Raw genomic sequence first — 16,307 nt, forward strand, 5'->3', positions numbered from 1 at the left:
GACCGGGGCCTCATCCGCCCGAGCAACCAAGATGCGGTGCACGCCGGTTCGACCGTTCTCGCCGTCGCCGACGGCTTCGGTGCCGCGGCCGGTGCCGCCGCCGTCGACGCCGTGGCGCGGCTGGAGGCCGCCCCCATCCCACCCGGGGAGCTGCTCGGCTTCCTCACCGACGCGGTCACGCGGGCGAACCGGGCCGTCCGAGGTCTCGCCGACCCCGATTCCGCCGCAACCCCCGAGCCGGTGGGGACGACGCTGACGGCCATGTTGTGGACCGGATCGGCACTGGCGCTCGTCCATATCGACGACTCCCGGGCCTACCTCCTGCGCGGCGGCGAGCTACGGCAGATCACCCACGACCAACACATTCGTCCGGTCGATGGTCGAGGACGGACGCCTTCGCCCGGAGGAGGCGGCGACCCACCCACAGCGACTGCTCCTGCTGCGCGCGCTGGACGGCAGCCCCGCGACCTTCCCCGACATCGGGCTGCACGAAGTGCGCCGCGGCGACCGCTACCTGTTGTGCTCCGACGGGTTGTCCGAGGCGGTGCCGGCGGCAGAGCTGCGCCGGGTGCTGGCCTCGGCTGCCGAGCCGGAGCAGGCGGTACGCGACCTCGTCGCCCTCGCCAACGACGCCGGCGGCGCGGACAACGTCAGCTGCGTCGTGGCCGACGTCATCCCGGCCGGGGACTGACGGCGAGTGGGGCCGATTGCGGTGCGTTCTGCACGGTCCACCTCCCGAAACCGTGCACACCGCACCGCAACCGGCGGAGGTTCGTGGTCCGGCTGGCGGTATCAGCTGGCAGCGTGGGCAGGTGGGCAGGCTGTGGCTATGTGGGTGTTTCCGGCGCCGGCGGGGCGGGCGGGGCGAGCAGGGCGGCGAGTTCATCCTCAGTGACCAGGGGCGGGCGGACGACGGCGCCGGTGCGGACGTAGAGGAAGGCGGCGTCGACGGCGCTCAGGTCGACGCCGCGCAGCCGGGCCCAGGCCAATCGGTAGACGGCGAGCTGGAGCTCGTCGGCGGGCGTCTGGCCGGTCTTCCAGTCGATCACCTCCCAGCGGCCGCGGCCGAGGTCGTAGACGGCGTCGATGCGGCCGCGCACGATCCGACCGGCGAGGGGGAGCTCGAAGGGCTCCTCGATCGCGACGGGCCGCCGTGAGCCGTACGGGGTCCGCAGGAACGCCTCCTGCAGCGAGCGCAGGTCGTCGTCGGTGAGTTCGGCGTCCTGGGCGCCGGGCAGGTCATCGGCGTCGATCAGCGCCCGGTGGTCGAACAGTTCTTCCACCCAGGCGTGGAAGCGGCTGCCGCGACGGGCCGCCGCGACGGGCTGGCGCGGCAGCGGGCGGACGAGCTCCCGGGCGAACGCCGCCGGATCGGCCTGAAGCCGGACGATCTCGGATGCGGTGAGGTTCGCCGGCATCGGCACGTCGAGCTGCGGGACGCGGGCGGCCCGCTCCTCGGCGAGCAGCAGCTCCGCCTCCCGGTCCAACTCGGCGAGCAGCGTCCGCTCGGACGCGGTCAGCCCGGTCAGCCCGGTCAACCCGGCCGGATCGGCCGGGGCCGTGGGTCCCGCCGGAACGCCGCCGCCGCCGACGCCGCCGAGCGGGGGCGGGGTGAGCACTGCCTCGAGCCGGGCGAGGACGTCGCGGGCCGCCTCGACGCGACGGGCGAAGGGCTCCGGTTCGTAGGGAATCGGCCAGGCGAACTGACGCGGGATGGCCAGGGCCGGGTTCGACTTCTCTTCGGGCCGCGGGGCCCAGACGTCGACCCGCCCACCACCGCCGCCGCGGGCGTGCTCGGCGAGCTCCGCCAGGAAGACCGACGCGCCGCGCGGGCGCTTCTGCGTCGGCCCCCACCAGTGGCCGCTGGCGAACAGCAGCGACTTCGCCCGGGTCACCGCGACGTAGGCGAGCCGGCGCTCCTCCCGCTCGGCGTAGGCACGGACCTCGGCCGCGAAGGCGTCGAGGTCCGACTTCTGGTCGGAGACCTCGAAGGCGGGCAGGTCCGCGGCATCGCCCCGCAGCGGCACGGGCAGCACACCGGGCGAGGTCGTCCACTGGTCCCGGACGGTGACATCGGGGAAGACCCGCTCGCTGAGGTTCGGCACGGCGACGACCTCCCATTCCAGGCCCTTGGAACGGTGCATCGTCATCAGGGCGATCGCATCCGCCCCGGACGGGCCGGTGACATCGAGGCCGCGCTCGTGTTCCCGGGCGGCCCGCAGGAAGCCGAGGAAGGCGTGCAGCGAGGTCGGCCCGTCCGGGTCCGTGAAGTCGGCGGCGACGTCGAGGAAGGCCGCGACGTTCTCCTGGCGCCGCGCGCGCACGGCCGCCTCGGTTGCGGTGAGCTCCACGTCCAGCCCGATCGTGGCGACGACACGGTGCAGCAGGTCGAGCAGGCCCTCGCCGACATGGCCGCGCAGCTCGGCGATCTCCGCGGCCAGCCGGCGCACCCGCGTGCGGCCCTCGGCGGACATCTCCGGGCCGGGGTCGTCGAGGACATCGGAGAGGGCGACCACGTCCGCGGGGTCGACGTCGGCGACCGCCGCGGCCAGCGGATCGGCACGCCCCGGCGGATCGGGCTCGACGTCGGTGATCGGCGCGGGGATGCGGACGACCTCACGGGCGTGGCGGCCGAGCGCGGCGAGGTCGCGGGCGCCGAGGCGAACCCGCGGGCCGGTGAGCAGGCGGACGAGCGCGGCGTTCGCCGTGGGCGCGTCGAGTACCTCCAGCACCGCGACGATCTCGGCGACCTCCGGCACGGTGAGCAGCCCGGTCAGCCCGACGACCTCGACGGGCAGCCCGACGGACTGCAACGCGGTCAGCAGCGGTGGGATGTCCCCACGGGCCCGGACGAGGACGGCGATGTCGCCGGGCCCGGTGCCGGCGTCGACGACTCCGCGCAGCCGGGCGGCGATCCAGGCCACCTCGTCGGCCCAGCTGGTGTGCAGGGCGACGACCGTCTCGCCGCGGTCGGCGACATCGGCCCGCGGGCGCAGCTCGACGACCCGGTGGCGCGCCCGCAGCTGGGCCGCTATGGCGTTGGCGAGGTCGAGCAGCCGGCCGCCGCTGCGCTGGTTCACCGACAGCTCGTAGACGGCGGCCGGCTCGCCGTCCGCGAGCGGGAAATGGGTCGGGAAGTGGTCGAGGTTCGCCACCGACGCCCCACGCCAGCCGTAGATCGCCTGGCAGGGGTCGCCGACGGCGGTGACCGGATGGCCGCCGCCGAACAGGCCGGTGAGCATGCGGCGCTGGGCCACCGAGGTGTCCTGGTACTCGTCGAGCAGGACGACGGCGGCCCGAGCCCGCTCGGCGCGGCCGACCTCCGGCAACGCCTCGGCGAGGCGGGCCGCGTAGGTGACCTGGTCGCCGAAGTCCAGCACGTCCCGTTCGCGGCGGGCGGCCCGGTACTCGGCCACGAGCCCGGCGAGCTCACTGCGCCCCCGCGCGGCGGCCGCGAACCGGCGCAGCCGCTCCTGGACACCCTTGGTGCCCCGCCGGGCGCTCGCGGCGGCCAGGGCGGCCAGCACCTCCTCGAGGAAGCCGGTGTCGAACGCGACGAGCTTCGTCGGATCGATCAGGTGCTCGCTCATCTCCGCGTCGAGCGCGACCAGCTCGCCGACGACGGCTCCCAGCGACCGGGTCAGCGCCTGCACCGTCCCGCCGTAGGCGCGGGCGACCCGCGCGGCGAGCTGGTAGCGCGCCGCCCCGGACAGCAGCGCGATGTCGGGTTCCAGGCCGAGGCGCAGCGCGTTGTCGACCACGAGCCGCCCGGCGAAGGCGTGGTAGGTGGCGACGGTGGGCTCGCCGTCCACCTCGGCGTCGGCGGCCGTCCCCGGTCCTGACCAGCCGCCGGTGTCGGCGGCGCCCGCCTTGCGCAGCGCGAGACGCACCCGGCCGGCCAGCTCCGCGGCCGCCTTCGTGGTGAAGGTCAGCCCCAGCACCTGCTCGGCGCGCACCTGGCGGGTCGCGACGAGCCAGACCACCCGGGCCGCCATCACCGAGGTCTTCCCCGAGCCGGCGCCGGCGACGATCACCCCCGGCTCCAGCGGGGCGGTCGCCGCGGCGATCTGCTCGTCGGTGTAGGGGACTTCCAGCAGGTCACGCAGGTCCGCCGGGTCGAGCCGCGGACCGGCGGCACCGCCGCCGGAATCGCCGTCGGGATCACCGCCGAAACCGGGCAGGAACGGCTGGCGCGACATCGCCCCGCCGGTCCCCACGTCCACCCGCCCCTCCACTGAGGAACCGGAACCGTCCGCGCTCAATCGATCACCTGCCGTCCTTCGGGGCGGGCCGGGCAGCTCGTCTGGAACGTGCACATCGTGCAGTGCTCGCCCAGGGTCGGCCGGAACGCCTCCGCATCGATGGTGCGCACCGCCTCGCCGAGAACCTCGTCCATCCAGGTGGGACCCTCGGCGGGCAGCGCCTCCTGCGCCTGGACTTCGGGCGGGCCGGGCGCCTCCCCGGGCAGGCGGGGCCCGGCGCCGGCGCCCCCGGCGTCGCGGCGAAGCTGGACGAGCTCGGCGTCGCCGGGCACCACGGGATCCGCCGCAGCGGGGCCGGCGGCGGGGGAGCCGGCGGCGGCGATCGCCGCGTCGAGGGCGCCGGCACGCACGGCGAGCTGGTAGCTGCCGAGCTGCGGGTGGGTGGCGAGCTCGGCACGACCGGGCGCGCTCCGGCCGGTCTTGAAGTCGATCACGTGCACCCGGCCGGCGTCGTCGAGCTCCAGCCGGTCGATGAACCCGCGCAGCAGCACCTCGCGCCCGGCGACGTGGAGCTGGCAGATGAACCGAATCTCCGAATCGACGACCCGGCGTCCCCGCTCACCGGCGTGCCAGGCCAGGAAGCGGGCCAGCGCCTCCCTGGCGGCGGCCCGCTCCTGATCGCTGCGCCAGCGGGCCTCGTAGTCCAGATGCCGCCAGACGGTGTCGAGCCGGGCGTCGAGGGCGACGAGGTCCGCCGGGGTGCGCCCGGTGGTGACCTCGTCGGCCAGCGCGTGCACCACCTTGCCGAAGCCCTGCGCGGTGGAGGCGACGGTGACCGCGTGCGCCTCGTGCTCCAGGAACCACCGCAGCGAGCAGGTGCCGATGCTCGACAGCGACGAGCCGGACAGCCGCAGCGGCACCCCCGGCGCGATGACCGGCACGTCGGAGTCGGTCACGTCGAGCAGCCCCCACCAGGTCGCCGGGTGGGCGGCCGGGACGAGCGGGCGGTGGGCGTCGTCGCGGGCGGCGGCGAGAGCGGCGAGACGGCGGCGGGCGGCGGCGCGCAGGGCCGGGCTGGACGACGGCTCGGTCGCCAGCCGGCGCAGCGTCGCGACGAGGCCGACGAGGGTCAGCGGCCGGGCCGGGCGCCCGGGGACGTGCTCGACGGCCACGCCGAGCTCGTCGAGCAGCCGGCTGGGCAGGCTGCCGTCGTCGTCCGGGCTGTTGACGGCCGTGACCAGCAGGCGCCGCCGGGCCCGGGTGAGCGCGACGTAGAACAGCCGGCGCTCGTCGGCGAGCAGGTCCTGATGGGTCAGCGGCGGGCGAAGGCCGCCGTGGGTGGGCGCGTCGAGCTGCTCCGCGCCGAGCAGCGAATGCCGCTCCCGCAGATCCGGCCAGATCCCGTCCTGGACACCGCAAACGGCGACGACGTCCCATTCCAGGCCCTTGGCGCGGTGCGCAGTCAGCAGCCGCACGCCGCGGCGCCGCGCGTCCTCCCCCACCAGGGCGATGGCCTCCCCGGCGATCTGCTGGCGGCCGAGCTCGTCGACCAGCGAGGCGGCGCCCGTGCCCGGCCCACGCCGCTGGGCCAGCCGGGCGACGGCGTCGAACAGCGCCACCACCGCGTCCAGGTCGCGGTCGGCCGCGCGCCCCGCCGCCCCGCCGGCCGCCGAGGCCGCCAGCAGTTCCCGCTGCCAGTCGCCGGCGGACCACAGCGCCCACAGCGCCTGCTCGGGCGAGCCGGCCGGGTCCCGCAGCGCGCGGCGGGTGGCGCCGAGCAGGTCGCCGACGCGGCGGACGGGCCGGGCGACCTCCTCGGCGATGCGCAGCAGCCAGTGGTCCGGATCGGCGACGGCCTGGCGGACCAGCTCGGCCGACGCGGCGGGCTGCCCGACACCGGCATCACGCTCGAAGGCACGCAGCGCGCGGCCCAGCTCTCGCAGGCCCGCCGGGTCCGCCCCGCCGAGCGGGGAGGTCAGCAGGGTGCGGGCGGCGTCGGCGGTGAGCGCCCCGGCGGGGTCGTCCGCGCAGCGCAGCGCCAGCAACAGCAACGCCGCGGCCGGCTCCTGCGCGACGGGCAGGTCGTCGCCGTCGACGCTGACCGGCACGCCCGCGGCGCTCAGCACCCGGCGCAGCCGGGCGAGCCGGTCCACGGTGCGGACGAGGACCGCCATCGCGGGCCAGGGGGTGCCGTTCTCCAGGTGCTCGCGACGCAGCAGGTCGGCGACCGCCTCCGCCTCCGCGCCGGCGCTCGCGTAGGTGCGGGCCTGCACCAGACCCACCCCAAGATCGGTGCGACCGATCAGGTCGCGGTGCGCCCGGATCTCGCCGACCGGGAGCCCGGCGGCCGGGATCCGCCGGGCCACCTGCCGGCTCGCCAGCAGGGGGGCGGGTGCCATCCGCCGGCCGGTGCGCAGCGCGACGATCGGCGCGCCGGCTCCGTCCCCCAACCGCCGCCCCTTCGCTACGGGAAAGCGCTGCGGGAAATCGAGCAGGCCGGCGACCTCCGCCCCGCGGAAGGCGTAGATGGACTGGTCGGGATCGCCGAACACGACCAGGTCACGCCCGCCGCCCGCGACCGCGCGCAGCAGCCGTTCCTGGGCCGGATCGGTGTCCTGGTACTCGTCGACGAAGACGTGCCGGTAGCTGGCGCGCAACGCCTCGCCCGCCTCGGCACCCTCGGCGACGACGACGGCCCGGTGCACCAGGTCGGCATAGTCGAGCGCGCCCTCGAAACCGAACACGTCGAGGTACATCTCGTAGAACTCGGCGAGGGCGGCCCAGTCCGGCCGGTCGGTGCGCCGGGCGAGCTTGGCCAGGCCCACGGGTTCCAGGCCGACCTCGCGAGCCCGCGCCAGCAGCGCCCGCACCTCCTCGGTGAAGCCGCGGGTGCCCAGGGCGCGGGCGAGCTGCGGCGGCCAGACGGGGCGGCCGTCCTCGCGCGAACCCTCGATGAGCTCACGCAGCCGGCTGTCCCGCTCCGGGCCCGACAGCAGCCGGAACCCGCCGTGGGGCGCAGGCCGATCATGCGCCCGCAGCAGCGCCAGACACCACGCGTGGAAGGTCCACACCCCCGGGCCGCCCCCGGCGCCGGTGCCGGTCGGACCGAGCCGGGCGGTGATCCGCTCCCGCAGCTCGCCCGCGGCCCGGCGGCTGAAGGTGAGGACCAGGATCGACCGCGGGTCCGCCCCCGCCTCGATCCGGGCGGCGACCGCCTCGACCAGGGTGGCCGTCTTGCCCGTGCCGGGGCCGGCGAGCACCAGCAGCGGGCCGCCCGGGTGCTCGATGACCCGGCGCTGCGCCGGGTCGGCGACGAACTGGCGCGGCGGCGCGACCGGCGTGGGGACCAGCCGGTGGCCGGCGGGCGCGGCGGGGACAGATGCGGCAACCACCCCGACAGCACACCACGCGGGTCCGACAGCCTCGCGCCGGCTCCCGACCAGGCCTCGCCACGCGAGGGTGAGCCGGGGGTGAGGTCGCGTGCACGCGCAGGCCGGAACGTGGCACTCTCATCGGCCATGACCGAATGCAGCGGCAAGGTCGCGCTGGTGACCGGGGCGGGATCCGGCATCGGCGCCGCCTGCGCCCGCCGGCTGGCGAGCGCAGGCGCCCAGGTTGTCCTCACCGATCGCCACCCGGACGGGGTGAAGGAGGTGGCGGCGCAGATCGAACGGGACGGCGGGGCGGCGATCGCGCTGGAGGCCGACGTCACGGATCCCGACGCGATCGAACGGGCGGTGCAGGCCGCCGTCGGCACCTTCGGGCGGCTCGATCTGGCGGTGAACAACGCCGGCATCACCGCCGGGCGCGAGCCGGTCGGGACCACCCCCGCCGAGGACTGGCAGCGGGTGCTCGACGTGAACCTGTCCGGGGTCTTCTACAGCATGCGCGCCGAAATCGCGGCGATGCTGCACGGCGACGGCGGCTCGATCATCAACATGGCCTCGGTGTTCGGCACGGTCGGCTTCGCCGGATCCGCGCCGTACGTCGCCGCCAAGCACGGCGTGATCGGGTTGACCAAGACCGCGGCGCTGGAATACGCGACGCGGCGGATCCGGGTGAACGCGGTCGCACCCGGTTTCGTCGACACGCCGTTGCTGCACGTCGACGGACGCCGCCAGCGCGGCGCGGCGCTGATGGCGCCGATCAACCGGCTCGGCACCGCCGAGGAGGTCGCCGAGGTGGTCGTGTTCCTGCTGTCCGACCGGGCGTCGCTGGTGACCGGCAGCGTCTATCTCGCCGACGGCGGCCTGTCCGCCCGCTGATCAGCAGCCGGGCGGCCTGCCGTCCCAGCGGGCGGCGGCGAGGTCGACCCGCTCGCCGTTCGCCGACAGTGGGGTGCGGTCGGCGGCGAGCCGGCGCAGCGCCTCGACCGGCGCGGCCGGGTTCGGCTCGCCGGTCGCCCGGATGACCCGGTGCCACGGCAGGTCGTCGTCCGCGTAGCGGGAGAGCGCCGTGCCGACGGTCCGGCCGGTGCCGGCGCCGACGTACTCGGCGACGTCGCCGTAGGTCATCACCTTGCCCGCCGGGATCCGGGCGACCGCGTCGAGCACCTCGACCGCGTGCGGGCTCGGCTCGACGCCGCCGAGGCGGAGCCGGGTGCCGAGCCCGGCGGACAGGCTCGCCGGCGGCGCGTCGCGCCGGGCACGGGGACGGCTCACCGCGACCGGCGATGCTCGGGCCACGACGACCCCGGCCGGCCGGCCCACGCCGGGGACGGACCAGCCCACGGCTCAGTAGACCGGCAGGGACTTGTCGACCTGGGTGGCCCAAGCCGTCACGCCGCCCTGGACATGCACGGCCGAGGAGAAGCCGGCGCCCTTGAGCGTCGCGAGCGCCTCGGCGGAGCGCACCCCGGACTTGCAGTACACAACCACCCGCCGGTCCTGGGGGAGCTCGGAGAGATGGGCCGGCAGGTCACCCTTCGGGATCAGCCGGGCGCCGGGGATCCGGACGATCTCCCACTCCGCGGGCTCGCGGACGTCGACCAGCTCAATCGGCTCGCCGCCGTCCAGCCAGCCCTTGAGCTCGCTCGCGGTGATCGTCGAACCGGCGGCCGCGAGCTGCGACTCCTCGGAGACGACGCCGCAGAACGCCTCGTAGTCGATCAGCTCGGTGATCGACGGGTTCTTCCCGCACAGCGGGCACTCCGGGTCCTTGCGGACCTTGATCGACCGGTAGATCATCTCGAGGGCGTCGTAGACCATCAGCCGGCCGACCAGCGGGTCGCCGATCCCGGTCAGCAGCTTGATCGCTTCGGTGGTCTGGATGGAGGCGATCGACGCGCACAGCACGCCCAGCACGCCGCCCTCGGCGCAGGACGGGACCATCCCGGGGGGCGGGGGCTCCGGGTATAGGCAGCGGTAGCACGGCCCGTGGTCGGCCCAGAAGACGCTGGCCTGCCCGTCGAACCGGTAGATCGAACCCCAGACGTACGGCTTGCCGAGCAGGACGGCCGCGTCGTTGACGAGATACCGGGTGGCGAAGTTGTCGGTTCCGTCGACGATGAGGTCGTACTGGCTGAAGATCTCCATCACGTTGGAGGTGTCCAAGCGGGTCTCGTGCAGGATCACGTTGACGTACGGGTTGATGTTGCGGACCGAATCCCGCGCCGACTCGGCCTTCGACCGACCGATATCGGACTGACCGTGGATGATCTGGCGCTGCAGGTTCGACTCGTCGACGGTGTCGAACTCGACGATGCCGAGCGTTCCGACGCCCGCGGCCGCCAGGTACATCAGGGTCGGCGAGCCGAGCCCGCCGGCACCGACGGCCAGCACCTTGGCGTTCTTCAGCCGCTTCTGGCCGTCCATGGCGACATCCGGGATGATCAGATGCCTGGAGTACCGGCGAACCTCGTCGACGGTCAGGCCCTCGGCGGGGTCGACCAGGGGCGGAAGGGACACGCTTGCTCCTCGCGATCGGTGTCGTTCTTCGACGATGCCACAACGGCGCGCGGCCTCGTCGGGAATGAGCCATCCAGCGCCGGATCCGTGTGCGCCCGCTCCCGCTTCGGCCCTGCGGACCTCGCGCTGAACGACTCCCGTGGGTGCAGCGCATGGCCCCCTCGGCGTGTTCCCCGAACCTCACTGGGTACACCGACAATGACCAAGTGACCACACCCCGTGGGGAGTTGAGTGCGGTGTCCTTCGTCGACAAGGTCAAGGTCAAGAACAAGGTGGGCAAGCTGCGAGGACGGGGCAAGGAGACGGCCGGGAAGGCCACCGACAACCGGGACCTGCGGGCAGACGGGGCGAGCGAGCGTGGCATCGCCGACCTGCGCAACGCCGGCGAGAAGACCAAGGACGCCTTCCGCCACTAGCCCCGCGCAGCCTCGCCACGCCCACCCAGCCCGTTCAGGCGGAACGCCGGGTGGGCGTGACGCTCCTCGTGGGCGCCGCCTTCGACTTCGCCGTGCTCTTGCCGGCCGTGGCCGTGCCGGCCTTGCCCTTTGGTGATGCGGCCTTCGCCGCGCCGGCCTTGGCGGAGCCCGCCTCGGATGCGGCCCCGTCGGCTGCTGCCTTCCCGGCGGGCGACCCATCAGCCCCGGCACCGTCAGCACCGGCACCGGCCGGATGGTCCGCGGGCGGCGGCGATGCTCGCGCGCAGGGCGGCCATCAGGTCCCCGGCCGGCTCCTCCTGCGGGCTGACCGGCGGGCTGGCCATCGCATGACCGGCGACTTTGGCATCGATCACCGATTGCAACGCTGCCCGGTACCCGTCGGTGAACCGGCCGGGATCGAAGTCGGCGGCGAGGGTGCTGATCAGCGAGGCCGCCATCGCCAGCTCCTGCGGACGCACCTCGACGTGCTCGTCGAGGAACGGGAAATCCGGCTCGCGCACCTCATCCGGCCAGATCATCGTCTCGAGGACGAAGACGCCGTCGCGCACCCGGAGCGTCGCGAGCTGCTCGCGCTGGCGCAGAGCTATCTTCACCAGCGCGACGCGGCCCGATTCGGCCAGTGCGTCGCGCAACAAAACGTACGGCTTCGCGCCGGTGCGGTCCGGCTCGACGTAATAGCTCTTGGCGAAGTAGATCGGGTCGACCTGCTCCAGCGGGACGAACTCGAGCACATCGATCGCCCGGGAGGTGGACAACGGAAGGTTCGCGAAGTCCTCGTCCGTGAGCACGACGGTCTGGCCGTCCGGCAATTCGAAACCCTTGGCGATATCGGCGTAGTTGACCTCGTCCCCGTCGGCCTCCGCCACTCTGCGATACCGCACGCGGGACCCGTCTGAACGCCTGACCTGGTGAAACGCGAGATCCCGCTCCTGCGTCGCAAAGTAGAGCCGGACCGGGATCGACACCAGGCCGAAGGAGATCACGCCCTTCCAGACCGAACGCATGTTCGCCCCTCACTTCGATTACCCACCATCGTGACCCACTGGACGCCCACAGGTAAGCCAGATGAGGGAAACGCCCAAATTTATCGGCAGACGTGCGCCGGGGCACGGTGGATCGCGAGCAGGACGCCGTGCGGACGACGCCGAGCCGCCACCGTCGGCACCGGCCGGAAGGGGCGAAGCCGTGACCTCGGCAAGGTCCTCTATCCGGCCACCGGCTTCACGAAGGCTCAGGCCATCGACTACTACCAGCGGATCAGCTTCGCCCCTCCTGCTCGCCGACCCGTCGGGGACCGGACGAACGGCCCGATCGGGCGAGTCGGACGGTCCCGCGTGAGACGACCCGATCCCGGGCACATCGCGATCCGGACCCGGCCCGGGTCCGGATCCGGGCCGAAACCGGCACCCGCCGCGGCGGGCCGCCACACCGACGAGCTTAGGAGGACGTCCCATGGGAGTTCCCACCGATCTGCCGGCCGCCGCCGATCTCCCCCTGGAGGCACCGGACGCCGACGCGGCCGGGAGGTCCAGGAGGTCCGGCCGCCGACCAGCGCACCGCTGGTGTTCCCTGCGTCGCCGAGCGAGGCCGACGAGTTCGACGTCGTCGAGCAGAGCATCGTCGTCGAGACCGACGAGGACGAATACCGCTGACGAATACCGCTGAAATGCGCGCACCCCCCGGCCGGCCCATCGTGCGACGGTGGGCCGGCCGGGGGCCCGGTGGTCGCGTTCCCATCCCGCCGCGCCGGTGTTCGCAGGTAGGGTGACTACATCGACCAGGAGGTGTGCTGGTGACCGCCGAGCCAGCCTCGCCCGGCACACGCCCGGGGCGGACTCCTCGGCTACCCCGCACCGCCCGCCGCTTCCAGCTCCTCGGAGCCGCCCGCGAGGTCTTCGTCGCACAGGGCTACCACGCTGCCGCGATGGACGAGATCGCCGAGCGGGCGGGCGTCAGTAAGCCGGTCCTTTACCAGCATTTTCCGGGCAAGCTGGAGCTGTACCTCGCGCTACTCGACGAGCACGCCACCAAGCTCGTCACGAGCGTCCAGGAGGCGCTCGCGTCTACCACGGACAACCACGCGCGCATCGCGCGCTCGGTGCGCGCGTACTTCGACTTCGTCAACGACCCGTCCGGGGCCCACCAGCTCGTGCTGGAGTCCGACCTGCGCAGCGTGCCCGCGGTGCGCCAGCGCATCGAGACCGCGTTCGCCCAGTGCGTGCGTTCCATCGCGGCGACCATCGTCGCCGACACCGGGTTGACCCAGGACGAGGCCGACCTGCTCGCCGTCGGGCTGGTGGGACTCGCCGAGACGGCCTCCCGGTGGTGGCTGGTCCGCGGCGGCACCGTGGCGAAGGAGCGAGCCATCGAGTCGATGGTCGAGCTGGCCTGGCGTGGCATCGGCGGGTACCCCCGCCACGACGACCCGCACGACTCGCACGACCCGCACGATCCGCACCGCGACCTGTACGGCCCTCGGCCCGAACACGAGGAGCCCCGTCCCGAGCAATGAGCGCCGGGTGTGCCGGGAGCGAACACGCCGTTCCTGCCCCGGTGGAGAAGTCCCGGAAGCCATAGTGTGGGCGGTGATCCAACATCGGCGGCGCTCGTCCGCCGGGTGTAGGTCCGACAAAGGCGGAGGTCATCGGGTGGAGGTCAAGATCGGCGTGCGGCAGGTCAGCCGGGAACTGGTGCTTGAGAGCGACCAGTCCGCGGAGACCGTCGCCGCGCTGGTGGGTGAGGCGGTCAAGGCCGACAACGGCGTGCTGACCCTCACCGACGAGAAGGGTCGGCAGGTGGTGGTTCCCGTCGCCGCCCTGGCCTATGTGGAGATCGCCGCCGGCGGGCCGCGCCGCGTGGGATTCGGCGCCTGATCGAGGGCTGCTCGCAAGCTCGGCGTGCCGTGCGGCCAGTCCGCCCGGCACGCCCGGCGCCCCCAGCTCCGGTGGCGGCCCCAGCTCCGGTGGCGCCCCCAGCGGGCGTGGTCAGGCGGACAGGCCCAGCGCCGCCATCCGGCGGCCGTGCGCGGCCATGAGGCGGTTGAAGATCGCCGCCAGCGCGTCCAGATCGCCGACCCCGACCAGCAGGCCGGTCAGCGCGTCCCGGTCCACCCCCACCCGCTGGGCCTGGGTGAGCGCCTCGCCGACCAGCCGGCGGGCCCACAGTGCGAGGCGGCCGGCGACCGTCGGGTTGGCCTCGATCGCCGCCCGCACCCGGTCGACCGCGAACGCGGCGTGGCCGGTGTCGTCAAGAACATTCAGGACGAGTTCGCGCGACGGCGATGGCAGGCGCGCGGCGATCTCGCGATAGAAGTCGGCTGCGATGTTGTCGCCGACGTAGGCCTTGACCAGGCTCTCCAGCCAGTCGGCCGGGGCGGTCGAGTTGTGGAACGCGGCCAGCGGGCCGATGAACGGCGCCATCGCGTGCTCCCGGTCGACACCGAGCCGATCCAGTTCCCCGCAGATGGCCTGAAAGTGGGAGAACTCCGCGGCAGCCATGGTCGCGAGGGCGATCTTGTCGCCGAGAGTCGGGGACATCCGCGCATCGGTGGCCAACCGCTCGAAGGCGGTGAGCTCGCCGTAGGCGAGCAGGCCCAGCAGATCGACGGTCGCCTGGTCCGGCGGGACCGCCAGGTTCGGCCGGGGCGCGCCTGTCGGCGGGGAGGATGTCTGCATCACAGGCGCGATTCTGGCACCCGACGCCGGCGCTGTCGGCAAACCTCGGCCAAGGAGCTCCCACTCAGCGCCACACCAGCTATACTAGAAAGTAGCCAGAGGTCATTATGTCACCTCGACTGTCGCGTAGCAGGCGTCGCCTCGTCACCTGTGCACCCAGAGTAGCCACTTATGGCGCCGGGACGCATGGACTTCGGGTCGCGGGCGCCGCGCGGCTCACCGCGAGCGGGTTCAGCGTAGACACCGCTCAGAGAAGACCAGGAGCGTCCCGCTGTCCGTTACAGCCGCAGCACCCTCAGATAATCTACCCATTTCCCAATCGATGACCGACACGCCCGCAACACCGGTCGCGCCCACCTTCGCCGACCTCGGGGTTCGCCCCGAGACGGTCGAGGCGCTGACCGAAGCGGGCATTGTGCACGCTTTCCCCATCCAGGAGCTGACACTTCCGCTCGCCCTGGCCCGCAACGACATCATCGGCCAGGCCCGCACCGGCACCGGTAAGACCCTCGCCTTCGGCATCCCCGTCGTCCAGACGGTGCTGGCGGCGAAGGAGGGTGCCGACGGTCGGCCGCAGGCCCTCATCGTCGTGCCCACCCGGGAACTGTGCGTCCAGGTGACCTCCGACGTCTCCCGCGCCGGCACGCGCCGCGGCGTTCGGGTGCTGTCCGTCTACGGCGGGCGGGCCTACCAGCCGCAGCTCACGGCGCTGCGCGCCGGTGTCGACATCGTCGTCGGCACGCCGGGTCGGCTGCTCGACCTCGCCCGGCAGCGGGTGCTCGACCTCGCCGGCGTGCGCACCCTGGTGCTCGACGAGGCCGACGAGATGCTCGACCTGGGCTTCCTGCCCGACGTCGAGCGCATCATGGCGCAGCTGCCGGCCGGCCGGCAGACCATGCTGTTCTCCGCCACCATGCCCGGCCCGGTCATCTCGCTGGCCCGGCGGTTCATGCAGCGGCCGGTGCACATCCGCGCCGAACAGCCGGACGAGACCCGTACGGTGCCGACCACGCACCAGCACGTCTTCCGCGCCCACGCGCTGGACAAGATGGAGGTGCTGGCCCGCGTCCTGCAGGCGGGTGGCCGCGGGCTCGCGATGGTGTTCGTCCGCACCCGCCGCACTGCGGACAAGGTCGCCGAGGACCTGGACAAGCGCGGCTTCGCCGCCGCCGCCGTGCACGGCGACCTCGGGCAGGGCCAGCGCGAGCAGGCGCTGCGCGCGTTCCGGGCCGGCAAGGTCGACGTCCTCGTCGCCACCGACGTGGCCGCCCGTGGCATCGACATCAGCGGCGTCACCCACGTCGTGAACTACCAGTGCCCCGAGGACGAGAACGTCTACCTGCACCGGATCGGCCGGACCGGCCGCGCCGGCGAGAGCGGCGTCGCCGTCACCTTCGTCGACTGGGACGACCTGCCCCGGTGGACGCTGGTGAACAAGGCACTCGCGCTGCCGTTCGAAGGCCCCCTCGAGACGTACTCCACCTCCCCGCACCTGTTCGAGGCGCTCGGCATCCCGACGGACGCCAAGGGCACCCTCCCGCGCTCCGCGCGCACCCGCGCCGGGCTCGACGCGGAGGACCTCGAGGACCTCGGCGAGTCCCGTCGCGGCGGGCGCCGTGGGACGCGGTCCGGGCGTGAGCCGGCTGCGGCGGACAACCCGCCGGTGCCGGCCCACGCCCGTAGCCGTCGCCGCACCCGCGGCGGTGGTGCCGCAGCCGCCGCGTCGGGCCTGGCCATCGCCGCCGATGGCAGCGAGCAACCCGACCCGGCCGCCGCGGACCCGGCTGTGGACGCCGTCACCTCCGACAACGCCGTTGCCACCGTCGACACCGCGCACGTCATCTCGGCGCTGTCCCCGGAGGCGGACGGCGAGCCGGTCCGTCGCCGTCGCCGTCGCCGCGGCAACCGCGGACGCGGCTCCGGCACCGCTGCGGAGCTCGCCGAGGCCGCCGGCGACGCGATCAGCTCCATCGCCACGCTCGACGACGAGTCCCCGCGGGCCGAATCCGCCTGAGCGGGGCGGTGCACCACCACTCATCGGCGTCCAACGCCGGCCCGCGTGGCCCCCTGGCCCGGCGTTGGAATGGC

The 16,307-nt window shown here is 73.8% G+C and carries 13 protein-coding genes; 6 read left to right on the plus strand and 7 right to left on the minus strand.

Going from position 1 to position 16,307, the window contains the following annotated elements; genetic code table 11:
• Window positions 1-297: hypothetical protein (locus tag G6R25_RS31255; RefSeq protein ID WP_473246879.1), on the minus strand; the 297-nt coding region annotated here is incomplete at its 3' end.
• 79 nt (window positions 298-376) lie between these two features.
• Between G6R25_RS31255 and G6R25_RS31260 the strand changes: the two genes are divergently transcribed.
• Window positions 377-691, plus strand: a complete 315-nt coding sequence (locus tag G6R25_RS31260) for a PP2C family protein-serine/threonine phosphatase (protein ID WP_235947625.1) — start codon at window positions 377-379, stop codon at window positions 689-691.
• Between the two features lie 136 nt (window positions 692-827).
• On the opposite strand, the gene G6R25_RS06640 is transcribed toward G6R25_RS31260, so the two are convergent.
• Together G6R25_RS06640 and G6R25_RS06645 are read right to left on the minus strand one after the other, a co-directional pair.
• Entirely contained in the window at window positions 828-4,199 is a 3,372-nt protein-coding gene (locus G6R25_RS06640) for an ATP-dependent helicase (protein WP_205446923.1), read from the minus strand.
• A gap of 59 nt (window positions 4,200-4,258) precedes the next feature.
• A complete protein-coding gene (locus G6R25_RS06645; protein ID WP_163552275.1) occupies window positions 4,259-7,594 on the minus strand; it encodes an ATP-dependent helicase in 3,336 nt (1,111 codons plus the stop codon).
• 108 nt (window positions 7,595-7,702) lie between these two features.
• Here G6R25_RS06645 and G6R25_RS06650 point away from each other — a divergent pair, with 108 nt between their 5' ends.
• Window positions 7,703-8,467, plus strand: coding sequence for an SDR family NAD(P)-dependent oxidoreductase (locus tag G6R25_RS06650; protein WP_235947627.1), 765 nt, complete (start codon window positions 7,703-7,705; stop codon window positions 8,465-8,467).
• Here the strand turns inward: G6R25_RS06650 and G6R25_RS06655 are convergent, their stop codons facing one another.
• Both G6R25_RS06655 and moeZ read right to left on the minus strand, forming a co-directional pair.
• Window positions 8,468-8,863 (minus strand): MGMT family protein, encoded by a 396-nt coding sequence (locus G6R25_RS06655; protein WP_136446926.1) that lies wholly within the window; start codon window positions 8,861-8,863, stop codon window positions 8,468-8,470. It abuts the gene before it with no gap.
• A 72-nt stretch (window positions 8,864-8,935) separates the two neighbouring features.
• Window positions 8,936-10,108: an adenylyltransferase/sulfurtransferase MoeZ gene (gene moeZ / locus G6R25_RS06660; protein WP_163552276.1), complete on the minus strand. Its 1,173-nt coding sequence runs from the start codon at window positions 10,106-10,108 to the stop codon at window positions 8,936-8,938.
• A gap of 206 nt (window positions 10,109-10,314) precedes the next feature.
• Between moeZ and G6R25_RS06665 the strand changes: the two genes are divergently transcribed.
• A complete protein-coding gene (locus G6R25_RS06665; protein ID WP_235947629.1) occupies window positions 10,315-10,524 on the plus strand; it encodes a CsbD family protein in 210 nt (69 codons plus the stop codon).
• Between the two features lie 233 nt (window positions 10,525-10,757).
• Here the strand turns inward: G6R25_RS06665 and ku are convergent, their stop codons facing one another.
• Window positions 10,758-11,549, minus strand: a complete 792-nt coding sequence (gene ku / locus G6R25_RS06670) for a non-homologous end joining protein Ku (protein ID WP_163552277.1) — start codon at window positions 11,547-11,549, stop codon at window positions 10,758-10,760.
• Window positions 11,550-12,337: 788 nt separating this feature from the next.
• Here ku and G6R25_RS06680 point away from each other — a divergent pair.
• Both G6R25_RS06680 and G6R25_RS06685 read left to right on the plus strand, forming a co-directional pair.
• Window positions 12,338-13,057: a TetR/AcrR family transcriptional regulator gene (locus G6R25_RS06680; protein WP_163552278.1), complete on the plus strand. Its 720-nt coding sequence runs from the start codon at window positions 12,338-12,340 to the stop codon at window positions 13,055-13,057.
• A gap of 136 nt (window positions 13,058-13,193) precedes the next feature.
• The gene (locus tag G6R25_RS06685) at window positions 13,194-13,418 is read left to right on the plus strand and encodes a DUF3107 domain-containing protein (protein ID WP_163552279.1); all 225 of its coding nucleotides are present in this window, start codon (window positions 13,194-13,196) and stop codon (window positions 13,416-13,418) included.
• Window positions 13,419-13,529: 111 nt separating this feature from the next.
• On the opposite strand, the gene G6R25_RS06690 is transcribed toward G6R25_RS06685, so the two are convergent.
• Entirely contained in the window at window positions 13,530-14,219 is a 690-nt protein-coding gene (locus G6R25_RS06690) for a ferritin-like fold-containing protein (protein ID WP_235947631.1), read from the minus strand.
• A gap of 322 nt (window positions 14,220-14,541) precedes the next feature.
• Between G6R25_RS06690 and G6R25_RS06695 the strand changes: the two genes are divergently transcribed.
• The gene (locus G6R25_RS06695; protein ID WP_163552281.1) at window positions 14,542-16,233 is read left to right on the plus strand and encodes a DEAD/DEAH box helicase; all 1,692 of its coding nucleotides are present in this window, start codon (window positions 14,542-14,544) and stop codon (window positions 16,231-16,233) included.
• Window positions 16,234-16,307: the final 74 nt, after the last annotated feature.

Origin of the sequence: Candidatus Frankia alpina (assembly GCF_902806485.1) — a bacterium.
Lineage (GTDB): Bacteria > Actinomycetota > Actinomycetes > Frankiales > Frankiaceae > Frankia > Frankia alpina.

Excerpts from the sequence above, each read along its gene's own strand:
- G6R25_RS06695 (WP_163552281.1), top strand. The coding sequence starts at position 14,542 with ATGACCGACACGCCCGCAACACCGGTCGCGCCCACCTTCGCCGACCTC.
- ku (WP_163552277.1), bottom strand. The coding sequence starts at position 11,549 with ATGCGTTCGGTCTGGAAGGGCGTGATCTCCTTCGGCCTGGTGTCGATC.
- G6R25_RS06690 (WP_235947631.1), bottom strand. The coding sequence starts at position 14,219 with ATGCAGACATCCTCCCCGCCGACAGGCGCGCCCCGGCCGAACCTGGCG.
- G6R25_RS06640 (WP_205446923.1), bottom strand. The coding sequence starts at position 4,199 with ATGTCGCGCCAGCCGTTCCTGCCCGGTTTCGGCGGTGATCCCGACGGC.
- G6R25_RS31260 (WP_235947625.1), top strand. The coding sequence starts at position 377 with ATGGTCGAGGACGGACGCCTTCGCCCGGAGGAGGCGGCGACCCACCCA.